Below are 16,507 nucleotides of genomic sequence, written 5' to 3' on the forward strand. Positions count from 1 at the left end.
CGGACATGGAAAATTTACAAAAAACCGAATATTATCTGCAAGGCAGCGGCCTTAAAAGCGCCTATTTATTTCATGAAGGTGATGGGCCGGTGCACATATTCCTGCCTGGTTATATGTCGGATATGTCGGGCAGCAAGGCGAGCGCGATTTGGCAATATTGCACGACAAATAAACATGCCTGTTTATTATTTGATTATAGCGGCTGCGGGCAAAGCGATGGAGAATTTCAACATGCCAGCCTGTCAATATGGTGTGAGGAAATATTGGAGTTAATCGCCCATATTTGCCCCCATCGTCGTTATTATTTTATTGGATCATCCATGGGCGGTTGGTTGATGTTATTATTGGCACAGGCGATACAGGAACGATCTGGCAAATATGCAATTGCCGGTTTAATCGGCATTGCCGCCGCGCCCGATTTTACAAGCTGGGGATATAATGATGCGCAAAAGCAAGAAATTATGCAAAATGGCGTGGTGTATGAAGAAAATCCCTATGGCCCTGAACCCACGCCCATGTGGCAAAAATTCTGGCTAGATGGAGAGAATAACAAGCAATTTGAAGGGCATATAAATATTCATGCGCCAATATATTTGCTGCACGGCATGGCCGATGCCGATGTCCCTTATGATATTTCAATTAAATTGGCCGAGGCTGTTGGTTCAGCAAATGTGCAGCTTTACCTTGTCAAAGATGGCGACCACCGATTATCGCGCGATGAGGACATATCGCTGTTAATCGAAACATTACATAAATTAAACGGTTGCCCAGCACATGACAAAAATTCGCCAATATAAATCCATTTTAGCCCTTGGCCTATCGGCAATAATGATAATCGGTTCACCGCCCCTATTTGCCCAAGATTTGGGCAATATCGGGCCCAGAAACCTGACCGAATTGCGTTTTGATGAATGTATGGATTTGGCATTGGAAGATCCCGAACGCGCGGTTGCAGAAGCCAGCATTTGGTATGTGGATGGGGGTAAATTTTATGCCCGCCATTGCTTGGGTTTTGCCCATGCACAGGCATTTCGTTTTAATGAAGCGCTTATAGCCTTTGTCGATGCAGCGCAGCAGGCAGAAAAGGCAAAGGATAAAATTGCCGCGCGTTTTTGGATGCAGGCGGGCAATGCCGCGCTTGCCGATAATCAATTTACACAGGCAATTACCCATATTGATGCGGGATTGGCGCTAGGCACATTAACCTCCCAACAACAGGGCGAGGGACATTTGGACAAGGCACGGGCGCTGGTCATGTTAGAAAATCCAGACGCCGCCAAGGCCGAATTACAAATGGCACAAAAATTGGCCGCCGAAGACCCGCTTATTTGGTTATTATCTGCCACATTGGCGCGGCGTATGGGCGATTTACCCTTGGCCAAGGCGGATATTATTACCGCATCCAAACTTTCCCCCAATGATCCCGCCATCGCGTTAGAAGCGGGCAATATCGCGTTTAGCGTGCATGATTTTGGCGAGGCAAAAACACAATGGCAACAGGCTATCACCCTGCGCCCCAATGGCCGCCATGCCGAAACCGCCAAAGGATATTTGGATCAATTAAACGATGTTCAGGCACCTGAAGCCGCAAGCACTGACGCAAGCGCAAGCGCAGAAGCAGCTCCGAGCTCAGAAGCCTCAAGCGCAGAAGCAGCCACGCCTTAATCCAAATTATATTGCACCGTGGTGACCACGCGCACCTTTTTATATGGTGTGTCCGTCACGCCCCAACCGCCATCATCACCATCGCGGCTTGTCACCTCAAAATATCCTTGCGTTGCCGATTGAATTGCGCCGACATCGGTGCCGCTATCCTTGGCAAATTGTTCGGCCGATTTACGCGCATCCATGGTAGCCTTGGCAATCATTTCGGGTTTTATATCGTTCAACTTGGTAAAGCTATATGACATGCCCGAACCATCCTCTAACACCACGCCCCTTTTGACCAGATCAAATTGACGTTTTACCGCGGCCTGTGCCTTTTTTATATCGGTCGTTCGCAGCGACAAACGCTGTCTTATCGTAAATGTCTGCACACCATCATTGCTATATTGCGATACATTCACCCCCGTGGGTTGCAGGGCATCCCCATCAAAGCCAACTTCCTTAAAAAATGCACTTATCGCCTGTGTGTCACGGTCCATTGCCGCCTGCGCCGATTGCAAATCATTTGCTTGCGCGGAATAGGCGATATTCCATGTCGCCAAATCGGCCGTCACCTCTCGTTCATCAAGGCCGCGCACCGTGACCGCACGGTCGCTTTGTTTCATGCGAACCAAACCATCGCCCATTAAATATCCACCAATGGCCAATCCTGCGGAAATGATAGCCGCCGCATATAATCCCGACCGACCCCTTAACCTATCATGTTCCCGTAAATGGCCTTTTTCATTTTTTATATTTTGGCCATTAATTTCATTATCTTCATGTAAATTATCCATCATCCCATCCCCAAAAAAGCGCGAATATCTTCGCCGATTATTTTTTGCGCCCATCGCCCCTTGCCTTTACGGTCTATCGCCGCCATTTATAGACAAATATCGATAGCATTGGATTATCGCAACCCGCGATGAACCGTGCCTGAATGGAGATGAACCGTTATGACGATACAATATTTACATACGATGCTGCGGGTGACCGATCCCGAAGCCACCATCAAATTTTTCAATCTATTGGGGCTGGAGGAGGTTCGCCGATATGACAATGAAAAGGGTCGCTTTACCCTAATCTTCCTTGCCGCGCCCGGACAGGCGGATATTGCCGAGGTTGAATTAACCTATAATTGGGATGTTGAGCCCTATGATGGCGGGCGCAATTTTGGTCATTTGGCCTACCGCGTGGATGATATTTACGCGCTATGCCAAAAATTAATGGATGCGGGCATCACCATTAACCGCCCGCCGCGCGATGGCCATATGGCATTTGTCCGCACACCCGATAATATTTCGATTGAGCTGTTACAGGCTGGTGACCGCCTGCCCGTGCAAGAACCATGGGCATCCATGGAAAATATCGGCAGTTGGTAAGGAAGAACTATGTTAGAAATTATTCGTATCCCTGCATTTGATGATAATTATATCTGGATGGTGCACGATGATGAAAGCCGCGAAACCATTGTGGTTGATCCAGGTGACGCCGCCCCCGTTTTGGCAGAGGCAGAGAAACGCGGATGGACCATCAACCAAATTTGGAACACCCATTGGCATGGCGACCATATTGGCGGCAATGCAGCGATAAAGGCCGCCACGGGATGCAAAATTTCCGGCCCAAAGGCAGAGGCCGATAAAATTTCTACGCTGGATGTCCTGTTATCCGAAGGGGATGAAGTGCAAATTGGCACGCATAAAGCCCAGGTGATAGACGTGCCCGCACATACGGCGGGGCATATCGCCTTTTATATGGCGGATGATAAGGCCGCCTTTGTGGGGGATACTTTATTTGCCATGGGCTGCGGCCGTTTATTCGAAGGAACGGCGGCACAAATGCATGATAATATGCAAAAATTATCAAATCTGCCCGATGATGTGGCGGTATATTGCGCCCATGAATATACGCTGTCCAATGCGAAATTTGCAATAACGGTTGAGCCGGAAAATGCTGCTTTAATTACCAGATTGGCCGATGTTGAAAGCGCACGGGCAAATAATATTCCCACCATTCCCACCAATATCGGATTGGAAAAGGCAACCAACCCATTTATGCGCGCGATCAGCGCGGAAAAACTGGCCGAGATTAGAACCGCAAAGGATAACTTCTAATCCATCATTTTTTGGTATATAATGGTTTTAGCGGGGGCTGATTAAAGGAGTATCGGATATGAGAGAGAGAATAGCTTTAACAGCGCCGCAACATTCGGCCACATTAAATTTTGCCAAAATCCTGTTGGCGGGTGGGGCGGCATTGCTGCTATCCTCCTGCGCCAGCTATGATAATCAGGAACGTGCGCCCATATCTGAAAAAGATAGCAAGCAATTGGCCAAATTATTGGATGGTAAGGTGGCGGGCGAACCGATGCGCTGCCTTTCCCATTCACGGACGGGCAATTTTGTCCCGATTAGCGATGATTTATTGTTAATTCGCGTTTCAAAAAATCTGGTTTATAAAAATGACTTGCGCGGGCGGTGTAATGGATTGGCCCGTAATTGGGACGTCATTGTCACCAAAAGCTTTGGCAGCAGCCACTGCCAAGGCGACACCATTAAATTGGTGGATCGGGTGACCGGATTGGAGGGCGGCTTTTGCAGCTTTGGTGAATTCACCCCCTATCGCACGCCCAAAAAATAGCATGGGTTCGATTTCCATTTGGTGATTTTCATTTGATAATTTTCATGCAAAAAAAAGAGCGGCTACCACCGCTCTTTTTCTTTATTATCATCAGCCAACATATATTATGCGGGCATATTATGTAAATTTATTGAACGGTAACCGTCACCGCACGGCGGTTTTGCGCCCATGCCTGCTCATCCGATCCCAATGCCTGCGGCCTTTCTTTGCCATAGCTGATGGTGCGAATACGCGAAGCATTAACGCCCAAGGAAATCAGATAATTTTTCGCTGAATTGGCGCGGCGTTCACCAAGGGCAAGGTTATAATCACGTGTACCGCGTTCATCGGCATGCCCCTCCACCACAATGGAGACATTGGGATAACGGTTAAGCCATTGCGCCTGGCTTGCCAATGCGGCCTGATCCTGGCTATCAATATTGAAACGGTCCGTATCAAAAAATATACGGTCGGACATAATGCTGTTCACAAAATCACGTTGTGACCCTGGGATGATCACATCCTGCACATTATTATTGTCATTATAACCACTATCTTGGCCATAATTGCTGTTATTTGCATCGGGCAGGTCTGTAATCTCTTTCTTGCCGCAGGCTGATACAGCCAAAGACGCAGACACCATCATCAATAAAGACATTTTTTTGTTCATCATCATCATTTCCTTACTCCTAATATTATTCCCTGTTTTATACCATTTTACAATGTTTATGGGCGAACGGGGCCCCATGCGGGATCGGAACCATTTTCCGGTGTGGGTAATTGCCGTTCATTTTGTCCAGTAATATCAACCTGCCAAATGCTGGTTTTACCATTATTCCGCTCTGTGCGGAAAAATTGGATAACCCGCCCATTTGGCGCCCATGTCGGGGCCTCATCTTGCCAGCTATTGGTCAATAAACGTTCGCGCGTGCCATCGGTGCGCATCGTGCCGACACGAAAATCCCCTGCAATGCGGGTATAGGCGATTAAATCACCGCGCGGCGACCATTCCGGCGTGGCATAGCGGCCCGAACCGAAACTAATCCTTTTTTGGCCGCTGCCGTCGCTGTTCATCACATAAATTTGTTGATTGCCCGAACGGTCGCTTTCAAACACAATTTGTTTGCCATCGGGGGAGAAGCTGCCCCCCACATCAATGCCCGGACTGCTGGTCAAGCGAACGGGCGTGCCGCCGGTAACGGGCACTTTATAAATGTCGGTATTGCCCGCCACGGCCATGGAATATAATATGGTTTGGCCATCGGGTGACCAACGCGGCGCGAATGTTGGATTATTGCTTTGCACCACCAAATTTTGCGTCCCCGATTCAATGTCATACACATAAATACGCGGATTACCGTCAACATAGCTTAAATATAAAATTGATTTATAATTTGGCGAAAATCGCGGGGTCAATGCGGTGGATCGGCCATTGGTGATGAAACGGTGATTTGCCCCGTCACTATCCATAATGGCCAGCCTTTTAACACGGGCATTTTTGGGACCCGTTTCGGCAATATATGCAATGCGGCTGTCAAAAAATGGCGATTCACCAGTTAATTTTGAATAAATGCTGTCGGCGCATTTATGCGCAGCGCGGCGCCAATCGGCGGGATCAACCTGAAACCCTTTGCGCGTTACCTCATTTTGAAAGGTCACATCATATAAATAACAACCAATGGTCAATTTGCCATCCGCCTCGGCGCGGATGAACCCTTGGATGAGTTGATCGATATTTTTCCCCTGCCAATGGGCAAATTGCGGGCTTGTTACCTCGGCATAGCTTATCGCCTTTACCCCTGCCGGACCAACGGGTTTGAACAGGCCGCTGGCACGCAGATTGGCGGCTATCACCTCGGATATTTGGCGGCCAAGCATTTCGGTATCACCCGCCGGCGTCGATGATTTTTGCGGCGTCACCAACGCAGGAATGGCGATGGAGCGGATATTATTTACCTCAGAAATAACTTGCTCTGGCCCGCTTTGCGGTGCGGCGGTGACGGCAGCTTGCGGTGTTTCCTGCGCCAATGCAGATGATGCAAAAGCAGATGACAAAGCCATAGTTCCTACGCAACATAATGACATTATTTTGCCAATTTTAATAAAGGCCATGGGGGGGGAGAATGTCATAACTTATTTTTCCTTAAATTTATGCTCATCTTATCTTAAACTCCATTGGCCAATTTTTCCAAACATCATATCCATCGGCGGGCAAATTGGCAAATGGCGCGGCTTTTCTTATCGCCTTTAACGCGCAATCACGGTGAATGGGGGCCTGCCCCCTATTACTGGCATTTATGCCTCTTTGGGACACATTGCCAATTGAACTTAAACTACCGTCACGGTTTAATGATAATGTAGCCGATGTGATAATTTCATCCACATCAATTCCCGATGGCGCACATTGACGGAAAAATGGCTCAATCTCATTTTTCAAGCTGACCGTCACGGCGGACCTTACCTGTGCGGCGCTTTGCCCGCTGCTACCGCTTTTGGTGCCGCTGCCGCTTGATTTGCCCGATTTGTTAATTGCATCTTCAAACCCCTTGGAAAATCCGGGCGATTTATTGCTGTTTGCCCCGCTATTGGATGCAGTTTTTGAATTTGATTTACCCGTTGCCGAACCATTATTTTTACCGGCATTTTTTGATGAAGCTGGCGTTGGCTTCGCCGCTGGTTTTGAAGCTGGTTTTGAAACAGGCTTCGCCGCTGGCTTGCTGGCCTTGGGGGCTGGCTTTGGTTTAGATACTGGTTTTGGCGTTGGTTTTGGGGTGGGCTTTGGTGTCGGTTTTGGGGTGGGCTTTGGCTTTTCAGTCGCTTCTTTGGGCGTTTTTTTGGGCTCTGGCACATTTGCCGAATCGGCTGCGCTGGCGCTGCTGTCTTGTGCGCTGCTTTCGTCGCTATTCTCGCCGCTATCTTCACCCTTGGCCGCTGGCGCGGGGTCATCCACAGCATCGGGCGCAGTGCTAATCGGGCCAATATCCCCAACCAAGGATACAGCCATGCTTTGGACCGGTTTGGGGGGTTCTGCCTGACCCAACATGGAATATATGCCAATGCCCAGCAATATTCCATGCCCGCCCAGCGCCAATCCAAATCCGGTTTTTTCCGACTTATCCATTATCACACATCTTTATGGCGTCTTTGCTGAACTGGTGGTGACCAGATTCACTTGATTTAACCCTGCATGGTTTAATTCGCCCATTACCGACATTATTTGCCCATATTGTATGCTGGTATCCCCGCGCAGCATGATGGATGCGGGGTTTTGCGCGTCCTGATCCTGTGCCAATTGGGCAAGTTTATCGGGCAATATGTCCATCGCCACTTCCTCACCATCAACATAAACCAAACCCGCGCTATCCACCGAAATTTCAATCGATTCCTTATCCTGATTTAACGCATTGGCCCTACTTTGCGGCAGGTCAAGCGGAACGCCAGTGTTAAGCAGCGGCGCGGTGACCATGAAAATAATCAACAATACCAACATCACATCGACCAAAGGGGTAACGTTAATTTCTGCCATGGGGGCGCGCCGTGTCGCGCGTCCACGGCGGCCCTTTGCGCCAGATGACATATTCATAGCCATGGCTTAACGCTCCAACTCACGCGATAAAGTGCCGTGGAAACCATCGGCAAAACGGCCAAGCCGCGCCTCATGCTGGTTCAAACGGTGCGAAAAACGGTTATAGGCGATAACCGCAGGAATGGCCGCGAACAAACCAATGGCCGTAGCAAATAACGCCTCTGCAATGCCCGGCGCCACCACGGCAAGCGAGCTATTTTGTTCCGCCGCGATCGCGGAAAAACTACGCATAATGCCCCATACAGTGCCGAATAATCCGACAAAGGGCGCAACCGAACCCGTGGTCGCCAAAAAATTTAACCGATTGGCCAATTTGTCAATTTCATGCGCGATGGACGCATTCATGGCCGTGCCCAAACGCTCCCTTGTGCCCTCACGGTCGATGGTCGCGCCATTGGTTGACCGCCGCCATTCGGCCACACCGGCGGAAAATACCCGCGCAATGGGCAGGTCGGATTTGCCATGTTCGGCATAATATCCATCAATATCCTTGGTCGCCCAAAATGCCTTTTCAAATGCATCGCTTTTTTTTCTAATCGACCCCATTTTCATGATGAAGGACGCGATGATCGTCCAACTCCATAAACTGGCCAATAACAACCCAATCATCACGCCCTTTACAATCCAATCGGCCTGTAAAAATAAATGAACGGGGGAAAATGTCGCCGCTGCCGCAAGGAAATTTACTGTCATTTCAAATCATACTTTCACTATATTTTTTCTTAATCACCATTTTGCCTATGCTGCAATCTGGTTAAATTTTTTAATCCAATGTGCTGGCTGCCTTGCCGGACGGCCACCCGGTGCAACAAATGCTGCACGAACCTGCGCGGACAGTAAAAGCGTTTCATTCCTGAATATTTGCTGACTAATATGAACGCTTGCCCCGCCAACCTTTTCAACACATGATTGCACGACCAAGGCATCATCAAAATGTGCAGGGGCGTGAAATTTCATGTCCATCGCGCTAACCGCATATGCGCCAAGCCCCTGCGCGAATGCCGCCGCCTGATCAATATCCGCACGTGCCAACATGTCGGACCGTGCGCGTTCCATAAAATGCAAATATCGGGCATGATAAACCACACCGGAAAAATCCGTATCCTCAAAATAAACGCGGAGTGCAAAAATATGCGTTTGAACACCGTCAATTTCGGTAAAATGTCCCTGATATGGTTGGTTGGAGGTAATCATAAATCATGAATAGCCGAGCAAGCCTATGAACAAAAGGGGCAATAAACGCCTTATGGGCATTTTATCCCTATTATGACTCATTTGACCGCCCAATTTTCCTATTTATCAAATAAATCGGGGGTATTTTCCTTGGTCACAGGCGGGGTTAGGCCCAAATGTTTCCATGCACGGTCATTTAAACAACGCCCCCTTGCGGTGCGCGCGATAAGGCCCAATTGGATTAAATAGGGTTCAATCACTTCCTCCACCGTATCGCGCGGTTCGGAAAGACCCGCCGCCAATGTTTCCACGCCAACCGGACCGCCCTTATAAATATCGGCAATCATCATCAAATATCGCCTGTCCATTAAATCAAGGCCAAGCGCATCAATTTCCAAACGGGTGAGCGCATCATCGGCCACCGCCTTATCAACAATGGCCGCGCCCGCCACATTGGCAAAATCCCGCACACGGCGCAGCAGCCGCCCCGCCACACGCGGCGTGCCCCGCGCACGGCGGGCAATTTCCATCGCGCCATCGGGTGAAATATTCAAATTTAACAAATGTGCTGCGCGGCGAACAACCAATTCAAGTTCATCATGCGTATAAAAATTTAATCGTATCGGAATGCCAAATCGGTCGCGCAATGGCGTGGTGAGCAGCCCCTGACGCGTGGTCGCCCCCACCAATGTAAATTTGGGCAGGTCAATCCGCACGCTACGCGCCGCCGGACCTTCACCTATCATAATGTCAAGCACGCGGTCCTCCATGGCGGGGTATAATACCTCCTCCACCACGGGGTTAAGACGGTGGATTTCATCAATGAACAGGACATCGCCATCCTCTAAATTGGTAAGAAGCGCCGCCAAATCGCCCGATTTTGTGATCACCGGACCGGATGTGGCGCGAAACCCCGCGCCCATTTCGGCGGCCATAATTTGCGCCAATGTGGTCTTTCCCAATCCGGGCGGGCCAAAAAATAACACATGGTCCAACGCATCGCCGCGCAATTTTGCCGCCTCAATAAAAATACGTAAATTATCGCGCGCGCCCTCTTGCCCAATAAATTCAGACAGGCTTTTGGGCCGCAATGCCGCATCAATATCTTCGGGCCTTTTTTGGGCGGCAGTTAAGCGATTTTCATCCATTATTTACCCGCCTTTTTCAATGCGGTGCGAACCAATATATCCAAACTTGTATCCTTGCCCACTTCATCAATTGCCGCGCTGACCGCTTGTGACGCCTCGGCTGGTTTAAAGCCAAGACCGGTTAAAGCCTGCACCGCATCCTTGCTATGCGAATTGATGCCCGCTGCAATATTTCCGGACGCCGCCACTGCGCCGCCACCTGCCGCGCCGCCAAATCCGCCAATTCCGGCCATTGCGCCCACCTTATCCGACAATTCATTGACAATCCGGCTGGCCAATTTTGGCCCAACCCCATTGGACCGCGCGACCATCGCGCTATCCCCGCTGCCAATGGCCAACATCAATTCATCCGCATCCAATGCCGATAATATGGCAAGTGCTACCTTGCCCCCCACCCCCTGCACACTGTTTAATAATTTATACCAATCCCGCTCTGCCTTGGTCGCAAAGCCAATAAGGCGCTGGTCATTCTCGCTCACCTGCATATGGGTGTGGATGGTCGCAAATTCGCCCACCGCACCAATGGCGGATAATGTGCGCGCCGAACAATGGACCAAATAACCCACGCCGTTCACATCAATCACCAAATTATCGGTGCTGGTTTCCTCTACCCTGCCTTTTAAATTTGCAATCATATATAGTGACCCCTTGGCCAAAGGGCGTAACAATGTTTCCCTTTTGTTTCCATCATTATTTATTAAAATGGGGAAATATTTTGTAACTTATTTATGATGTGGGTTAATATAATGCGCAATATTTGCGGCAAGCATCAAATATGATGCGCGTGTGTAATCGCCACGGCAAGCGCATCCGCCGCATCCTCGCCCGCCACATGCACGCCGGGCAATAAAATATTTAACATGGCGGAAATCTGCTCTTTTTTCGCATTACCCTTGCCCACAATGGATTTTTTGACCAGCCGCGCCGCATATTCCACCACGGGCGTACCGGTACGCGCCGCGCCCAAAATAACCACGCCACGTGCCTGTGCCAATTTCAACGTGGACTGCGGATTTTTATTTACAAAAACTTCCTCCACCGCGACATAATCGGGCCGGAATTTTGATAATATTTCGGCCAATTGCCCATCCAAATCCAATAAACGCGAGGCAAGCGGCAATTTGGGATTGGTCGTCACCCCGCCATTGGCAATATGCGAAATGCGATTGCCATCACGCTTTATCACGCCCCATCCGGTCGTGCCCAATGCGGGATCAAGCCCGATGATTATCATAATGCGGTCCTTGGCCTAGCTATATGTGAAGCGATATGTGAAAATTATTTTTTAACCCGCGCGGCATCGCCATCATCCAATGTCGCCCAGCGCACATTCCAGACAAGACCCAATTTTTCCATCGTCCAAATCACCCATCCCGTCATGTCCACTTCATACCATGCAAGGCCGGTATTGGCGGCGCGGGGGTGGCCATGATGATTATTATGCCATCCCTCACCCAAGGTTAAAAGCGCGATAAGCCAGTTATTGCGCGACCCATCGGCCGTGTTAAACCTTTGGCTGCCATAAATATGGCCAAAGCTGTTGACGCAAGCAATGGCATGAAGCGCAATGATACAGCGCAAAAATCCAGCGATTAAAATTGTGCCAATAATCACCTGCATGTCACCGCCAAATGCCAATGCCCATAGGGTGGGCAGGCCAAGGACGGAGAAAAAGAAAATGGGGATACGATATTTATCAACAAATAATATCGCCTTATCCTCTGCCACGCCCTTACCATATACCGCCTCATCGGTGATATTGTCGATAAAGACCCAGCCAAGATGGGCATATTTCCACCCCTTGCGCCCGCCGGTTTCGCGGCCATAATCATCATAATAGGGGCTGTGAATATCGCCCGGGCGGTCGCTATGTGCATGGTGGCGGCGATGTTCCGCGACCCAGCGGCGAAGCGAACCAAAAATGCCCAATTGCGCCAATATGCCAATGGCGTAACGCATTGGCGTGCTGGTTTCAAATGCCTTATGTGTGAAAAAACGGTGATATCCAATCGACATGGACAAGATGTTCATCACATAAAAAACGGCAAAGGCGCTCCATTCCACCCATCCTGTGGGCTGCGTGACAATCCATGCAATCGCGGCGAGGGCGGGGACATTTTTGGCAAATAGGTAGAATAAATGCTCTTTATTTTTCGCCTTTGATTCAGGAACATTATAACGCACGCCCATTAAAGGCTTGGCAATTAACTGCTTGGTAATTAAATTTTCTTCATTCTGACTGCTATTTTTATCCAGACTGATCGCGCTATCCTCGCCAATCTTTTCGGGAGAAGATTCTTTCACCTCTGCAATTTTTGTCGCCACAATGCCAACTCCATCTTATTTCACCACCCCCTTGATATAAGACGAAAATTATTTTCACGCAAATATGTTAATCATCTTTTAATCATATATTTAAGATGAACCACGAAAATGGACAAAAAATGGGCCGGAAATGCCGACCCATTTTAAATTTATGTCATGATATGATGCAAAATATTTTTAGCTTAATTTTTCCAATATTTCATCGGAAACATCATAATTGCCCCATACGGTTTGGACATCATCATCATCTTCCAATGCGTCAATCATTTTGAACAATGTCACCGCGTCGGATTCCTCGACATTGACCATCATATGCGGACGCCATGCCAATTTGACGGTTTCCGCCTCGCCCAATGATTGTTCCAATGCGCCAGAAACGGCGTGCAATTCTTCCATGCTGGTCCAAATTTCATGGCCATCTTCGGATGAGATAATATCATCCGCGCCTGCCTCCATCGCGGCTTCCAAAATCTTTTCCTCATCACCGGCGGTGATGGGGTAAAAAATAAATCCTAAACGGTCAAAACCGTGGCTAACCGAACCAGCCGAGCCCATATTGCCGCCATTTTTGGCAAAGGCGGTGCGGATATTGGTTGCCGAACGGTTGCGATTATCGGTCAATGCCTCCACAATGATGGAAACGCCGCCAGGACCAAATCCTTCATAGCGCAATTCTTCATAATCTTCACCCTCGCCGCCCGATGCCTTGTCTATGGCGCGTTGGATATTATCCTTTGGCATTGATTGTGCCTTTGCCGCATTAACGGCAAGACGAAGGCGCGGGTTCATATCCGGATCGGGCATGCCCATTTTTGCCGCAACGGTAATTTCGCGCGATAATTTGGAGAACATCGCCGAACGTTTTTTGTCCTGCGCGCCCTTACGATGTTTAATATTTGCAAATTTACTATGGCCTGCCATGGTCTGCCCTTAATTTATTAAAATATGTTGCCGCCCATAAAGCACTAGGCGCATTGCATCAAGCCTATCTGATGCAGAGAAGAAAAATTGAAAATCTTATATAGATTAAATGCGAACGGCGGTGCCGGTCACGCTGACCAACATCATCGACCCCTTGCTGCCTACAACGCCATAATCAATATTAACCGCAATGACAGCATTTGCGCCAAGGTTTACCGCCTCCATCTGCATTTCATATAATGCCTCTTCGCGGCCGCGCTTTAACACTTTTTCATATTTGCCGGAGCGCCCACCGACAAAATCGGTAACGGAGGCAAAAATATCGCGAAAGAAATTAGCACCAACAATAACCTCTCCCGTAACCAGCCCCAAATGCTCTTTTACCGGACGCCCCTCAACATGATGTGTGCTGGCTACTAACATGGTCATAAAATTGCTCCTAAAAAATATATTTAATAATAATTATTTAATTTATTCAAGACCTAATGCAGCCTTATAAGTATCTAAAATTGCTTCCATCTCAAGACGGTCATTGGTTTCCATTTTACGCAAACGCACGATTTGGCGCATGATTTTGGCGTCATATCCTTGTGACTTTGCCTCTGAATATACATCGCGAATATCATCCGCTATGCCTTTTTTCTCTTCTTCCAAACGCTCCACCCGTTCAATGAATAAACGAAGTTGATCGGCGGCGACATTGCCCTCTGACATGAAATTCTCCTAAAATAATAATGTCGTTCGAACAGGAACATTCGAATCAATTCTATAATTTCCCATGCTTAATAGTCGGATTGATATTTGGCCATTATATATATGAAAAAAATTTGCGCCTCCATGCGTTTATAGCTTGCATGACGTAGGGGCATGGCTAAGAACGAAAATGACAACATTATCATCATTTTTATAATATATGGAAACATCTATGCCCTTGGCCGAAAATTTAAAAAATAAACAGCAACGCCGCGTCAAAATATTGGCAACATTGGGCCCCGCAAGTGACAGCCCCGAAATGATTGAAAAGCTGTTTTTGGCGGGGGCAAATGCATTTCGTATCAATATGAGCCATGGGGAACAGGCAGATAAAGCCGCCTTGGTGACCCATATTCGTGCATTGGAACGTAAATATGCCATGCCGACCACCATTTTGGTGGACCTTCAGGGGCCAAAATTACGCATCGGCAAATTTGCCGGTGGCAAGGTGATGCTGGAAACTGGGGCTGCCTTTACCTTGGATCAATTGGAAGATGACGGCAATGCCAGCCGGGTGCGCCTGCCGCATCAGGAAATTTTCGATGCTTTAGAGCCACAGACCCGTTTATTATTGGATGATGGTAAATTGGTGCTGCGCGTGCAAAGCGTGACATCTGATAAAATTGAAACCATTGTCGAAGTGGGCGGGCCTTTATCAGACAGAAAGGGATTAAATGTTCCCGATGTGGTGATTCCCGTGGCGGCATTAACCGCAAAGGACAGGTCCGATTTGGCATTTGCCGTGGAACAGGGCGTGGATTGGATTGCGATGAGCTTTGTCCAGCGGCCCGAAGATGTGGCCGAGGGTCGTAAGTTAATCGGCGGAAAAGCCGCTTTATTGGCAAAAATTGAAAAGCCCGCCGCCATTCAGCGATTGGACGAAATTTTGGAATTGGCCGATGCGGTGATGGTGGCGCGTGGTGATTTGGGCGTGGAATTACCCCCTGAACAAGTGCCTCCATTGCAAAAGCAAATTGTCAGCGCAGCCCGCCGCCTTGGCCGCCCCGTCGTGGTGGCAACACAAATGCTGGAATCGATGATTACATCGCCCAGCCCGACAAGGGCGGAGGTTTCCGACGTTGCCACCGCCATTTATGACGGCGCAGACGCCATCATGCTGTCCGCGGAAACCGCCGCCGGCGCATGGCCGGAGGAGGCTGTATCGATTATGGACCGGATTGCCAAACAGGTGGAAAGCGACCCAGATTATTATAGCCGCGTCCATTTTACCAAAATAAATGCCGATGAAACCACCGCCGATGCGCTTGCATTGTCCAGCGCACAAATTGTAAAAACCGTGGATACCAACGCCATTGTTTGCTTTACATCATCCGGTTCAACCGCGCGGCGCATTTCGCGAGAGCGGCCTGAAGTGCCGATTTTGGTATTAACCCCGCATATCGACACCGCCCGCCGTTTGGGCTTATTATGGGGATCATTATCCGTGCGCACCCGCGATATTGGCAGTTTTGAAGAAATGGTTGCCAAGGGCAAGCGAATGGCGATGCGCCATCATTATGGGCAAGCAGGTGGCCGTTTAATCATGTTGGCGGGTGTTCCCTTTGGCACGCCAGGGTCAACCAATGTGCTGCACGTCGTGCGCTTAACTGGCGATGAGCTAAAGGGATTTTAAGATATTGGCCGATTTTGATCTGATATAATATCACGCAATATTGATTTATTTTTATTGAAAAAAGAAAGGGACGGTGAGTGTATACCGCCCCTTTCTCCCTTATCCAATCCTATTAAGGGATTAGAAGTTAAATTGCACACCAACTGTGGCACGTGTGCTGTCAAATGCAATGGTATCAACAACTGCACGCAAACGCACATTTTCGTTCAGCTTAAACTGTCCGCCAATGCCGACCAAATAATCACCATCAGTATCGTCTAAACCAGCAGGAACTGGTGCGCCAGCAATGTGAGACAGATCAAAATCAACTTCTTGATATCCGCCGCGCACGAATAATTGATGCCCCTCGCCAACATTAACGCCCAATTTGGTCGCAATGCCATATTCGCTGTCAATTGCGCCAGTACCAAGATTGAAATTGCCTTCTAAACCAATGACAAATTGACCGCCCAATGGCACGTCAACACCGGCATAGCCGCCAAAAATTGCGCCATCATCACGGGCAACGCCTGCGCCAATATCATGATAGCCAGCGGTTGCACCGACATAGGTTTCAACCTTTTGCTCTTCTTGAGCAAATGCAGGTGCGGAGAGGGTGGAAACAGCAGCCAAAGCCGCAAGAACAGTAATTTTTTTCATTATTTAACTCCATAAAAAATCAGACTCTTTGATCTGATAAATTGGAAATAATGCTTTAATTCTTTC

The 16,507-nt window shown here is 48.7% G+C and carries 21 protein-coding genes; 6 read left to right on the forward strand and 15 right to left on the reverse strand.

All coding sequences use genetic code 11. The features are described 5' to 3' along the window. The first annotated feature begins 5 nt into the window (after nt 1–5). The gene (locus LPB140_RS11810; protein WP_072560003.1) at nt 6–797 is read left to right on the forward strand and encodes an alpha/beta fold hydrolase; all 792 of its coding nucleotides are present in this window, start codon (nt 6–8) and stop codon (nt 795–797) included. Then, nucleotides 775–1,665, forward strand: a complete 891-nt coding sequence (locus LPB140_RS11815) for a tetratricopeptide repeat protein (protein WP_072560004.1) — start codon at nt 775–777, stop codon at nt 1,663–1,665. The genes LPB140_RS11810 and LPB140_RS11815 overlap by 23 nt, the downstream gene beginning before the upstream one ends. Here the strand turns inward: LPB140_RS11815 and LPB140_RS11820 are convergent. Continuing rightward, nucleotides 1,662–2,444 carry an SIMPL domain-containing protein gene (locus LPB140_RS11820; protein ID WP_232223408.1) on the reverse strand — a complete coding sequence of 261 codons (783 nt, stop codon included), beginning with the start codon at nt 2,442–2,444 and terminating at the stop codon, nt 1,662–1,664. The two genes, LPB140_RS11815 and LPB140_RS11820, sit on opposite strands and share 4 nt — an antisense overlap. Nucleotides 2,445–2,606: 162 nt before the next feature. Between LPB140_RS11820 and LPB140_RS11825 the strand changes: the two genes are divergently transcribed. From LPB140_RS11825 to LPB140_RS11835, 3 genes are read left to right on the forward strand one after another with little or no spacing between them, the layout of a single operon-like run. Beyond that, nucleotides 2,607–3,026 (forward strand): VOC family protein, encoded by a 420-nt coding sequence (locus tag LPB140_RS11825; RefSeq protein WP_072560969.1) that lies wholly within the window; start codon nt 2,607–2,609, stop codon nt 3,024–3,026. A 9-nt stretch (nt 3,027–3,035) separates the two neighbouring features. After that, the gene (gene gloB / locus LPB140_RS11830; protein WP_072560005.1) at nt 3,036–3,758 is read left to right on the forward strand and encodes a hydroxyacylglutathione hydrolase; all 723 of its coding nucleotides are present in this window, start codon (nt 3,036–3,038) and stop codon (nt 3,756–3,758) included. 58 nt (nt 3,759–3,816) lie between these two features. Beyond that, nucleotides 3,817–4,284 carry a DUF6491 family protein gene (locus LPB140_RS11835; protein ID WP_083550401.1) on the forward strand — a complete coding sequence of 156 codons (468 nt, stop codon included), beginning with the start codon at nt 3,817–3,819 and terminating at the stop codon, nt 4,282–4,284. A 127-nt stretch (nt 4,285–4,411) separates the two neighbouring features. Here LPB140_RS11835 and pal read toward each other — a convergent pair whose 3' ends face one another. From pal to LPB140_RS11900, 13 genes are all read right to left on the reverse strand, one after another. Beyond that, nucleotides 4,412–4,936: a peptidoglycan-associated lipoprotein Pal gene (gene pal / locus LPB140_RS11840; protein ID WP_072560974.1), complete on the reverse strand. Its 525-nt coding sequence runs from the start codon at nt 4,934–4,936 to the stop codon at nt 4,412–4,414. A 53-nt stretch (nt 4,937–4,989) separates the two neighbouring features. After that, nucleotides 4,990–6,324 (reverse strand): Tol-Pal system beta propeller repeat protein TolB, encoded by a 1,335-nt coding sequence (tolB, locus tag LPB140_RS11845; RefSeq protein ID WP_156874212.1) that lies wholly within the window; start codon nt 6,322–6,324, stop codon nt 4,990–4,992. Between the two features lie 94 nt (nt 6,325–6,418). Continuing rightward, on the reverse strand, nt 6,419–7,384 hold the full coding sequence (gene tolA, locus LPB140_RS12400; protein WP_072560006.1) for a cell envelope integrity protein TolA: 966 nt from the start codon (nt 7,382–7,384) through the stop codon (nt 6,419–6,421). Nucleotides 7,385–7,396: 12 nt separating this feature from the next. Then, nucleotides 7,397–7,852, reverse strand: a complete 456-nt coding sequence (gene tolR / locus LPB140_RS11855; RefSeq protein ID WP_072560007.1) for a protein TolR — start codon at nt 7,850–7,852, stop codon at nt 7,397–7,399. A gap of 3 nt (nt 7,853–7,855) precedes the next feature. Beyond that, complete coding sequence (gene tolQ / locus LPB140_RS11860) at nt 7,856–8,542, reverse strand: protein TolQ (RefSeq protein WP_072560008.1); 687 nt, start codon at nt 8,540–8,542, stop codon at nt 7,856–7,858. Nucleotides 8,543–8,587: 45 nt separating this feature from the next. Beyond that, a complete protein-coding gene (locus LPB140_RS11865; protein ID WP_072560009.1) occupies nt 8,588–9,043 on the reverse strand; it encodes a YbgC/FadM family acyl-CoA thioesterase in 456 nt (151 codons plus the stop codon). Between the two features lie 98 nt (nt 9,044–9,141). After that, a complete protein-coding gene (gene ruvB / locus LPB140_RS11870) occupies nt 9,142–10,173 on the reverse strand; it encodes a Holliday junction branch migration DNA helicase RuvB (RefSeq protein ID WP_072560010.1) in 1,032 nt (343 codons plus the stop codon). Beyond that, entirely contained in the window at nt 10,170–10,805 is a 636-nt protein-coding gene (ruvA, locus tag LPB140_RS11875) for a Holliday junction branch migration protein RuvA (RefSeq protein WP_072560011.1), read from the reverse strand. The genes ruvB and ruvA overlap by 4 nt, the downstream gene beginning before the upstream one ends. 134 nt (nt 10,806–10,939) lie before the next feature. Next, the gene (gene ruvC / locus LPB140_RS11880) at nt 10,940–11,404 is read right to left on the reverse strand and encodes a crossover junction endodeoxyribonuclease RuvC (protein ID WP_072560012.1); all 465 of its coding nucleotides are present in this window, start codon (nt 11,402–11,404) and stop codon (nt 10,940–10,942) included. A gap of 44 nt (nt 11,405–11,448) precedes the next feature. After that, nucleotides 11,449–12,495: an acyl-CoA desaturase gene (locus LPB140_RS11885; protein ID WP_072560013.1), complete on the reverse strand. Its 1,047-nt coding sequence runs from the start codon at nt 12,493–12,495 to the stop codon at nt 11,449–11,451. A gap of 177 nt (nt 12,496–12,672) precedes the next feature. Continuing rightward, entirely contained in the window at nt 12,673–13,416 is a 744-nt protein-coding gene (locus LPB140_RS11890) for a YebC/PmpR family DNA-binding transcriptional regulator (RefSeq protein WP_072560014.1), read from the reverse strand. A gap of 105 nt (nt 13,417–13,521) precedes the next feature. Continuing rightward, the gene (locus LPB140_RS11895) at nt 13,522–13,839 is read right to left on the reverse strand and encodes a YbjQ family protein (protein ID WP_072560978.1); all 318 of its coding nucleotides are present in this window, start codon (nt 13,837–13,839) and stop codon (nt 13,522–13,524) included. Between the two features lie 48 nt (nt 13,840–13,887). After that, nucleotides 13,888–14,130 carry a DUF2312 domain-containing protein gene (locus LPB140_RS11900; protein ID WP_072560015.1) on the reverse strand — a complete coding sequence of 81 codons (243 nt, stop codon included), beginning with the start codon at nt 14,128–14,130 and terminating at the stop codon, nt 13,888–13,890. 199 nt (nt 14,131–14,329) lie between these two features. Between LPB140_RS11900 and pyk the strand changes: the two genes are divergently transcribed. Further along, nucleotides 14,330–15,802 carry a pyruvate kinase gene (gene pyk, locus LPB140_RS11905; RefSeq protein ID WP_072560016.1) on the forward strand — a complete coding sequence of 491 codons (1,473 nt, stop codon included), beginning with the start codon at nt 14,330–14,332 and terminating at the stop codon, nt 15,800–15,802. A gap of 120 nt (nt 15,803–15,922) precedes the next feature. On the opposite strand, the gene LPB140_RS11910 is transcribed toward pyk, so the two are convergent. Beyond that, complete coding sequence (locus tag LPB140_RS11910; RefSeq protein WP_072560017.1) at nt 15,923–16,441, reverse strand: outer membrane beta-barrel protein; 519 nt, start codon at nt 16,439–16,441, stop codon at nt 15,923–15,925. Nucleotides 16,442–16,507: the final 66 nt, after the last annotated feature.

The organism is Sphingorhabdus lutea (assembly GCF_001889025.1).
GTDB lineage: Bacteria > Pseudomonadota > Alphaproteobacteria > Sphingomonadales > Sphingomonadaceae > Sphingorhabdus_B > Sphingorhabdus_B lutea.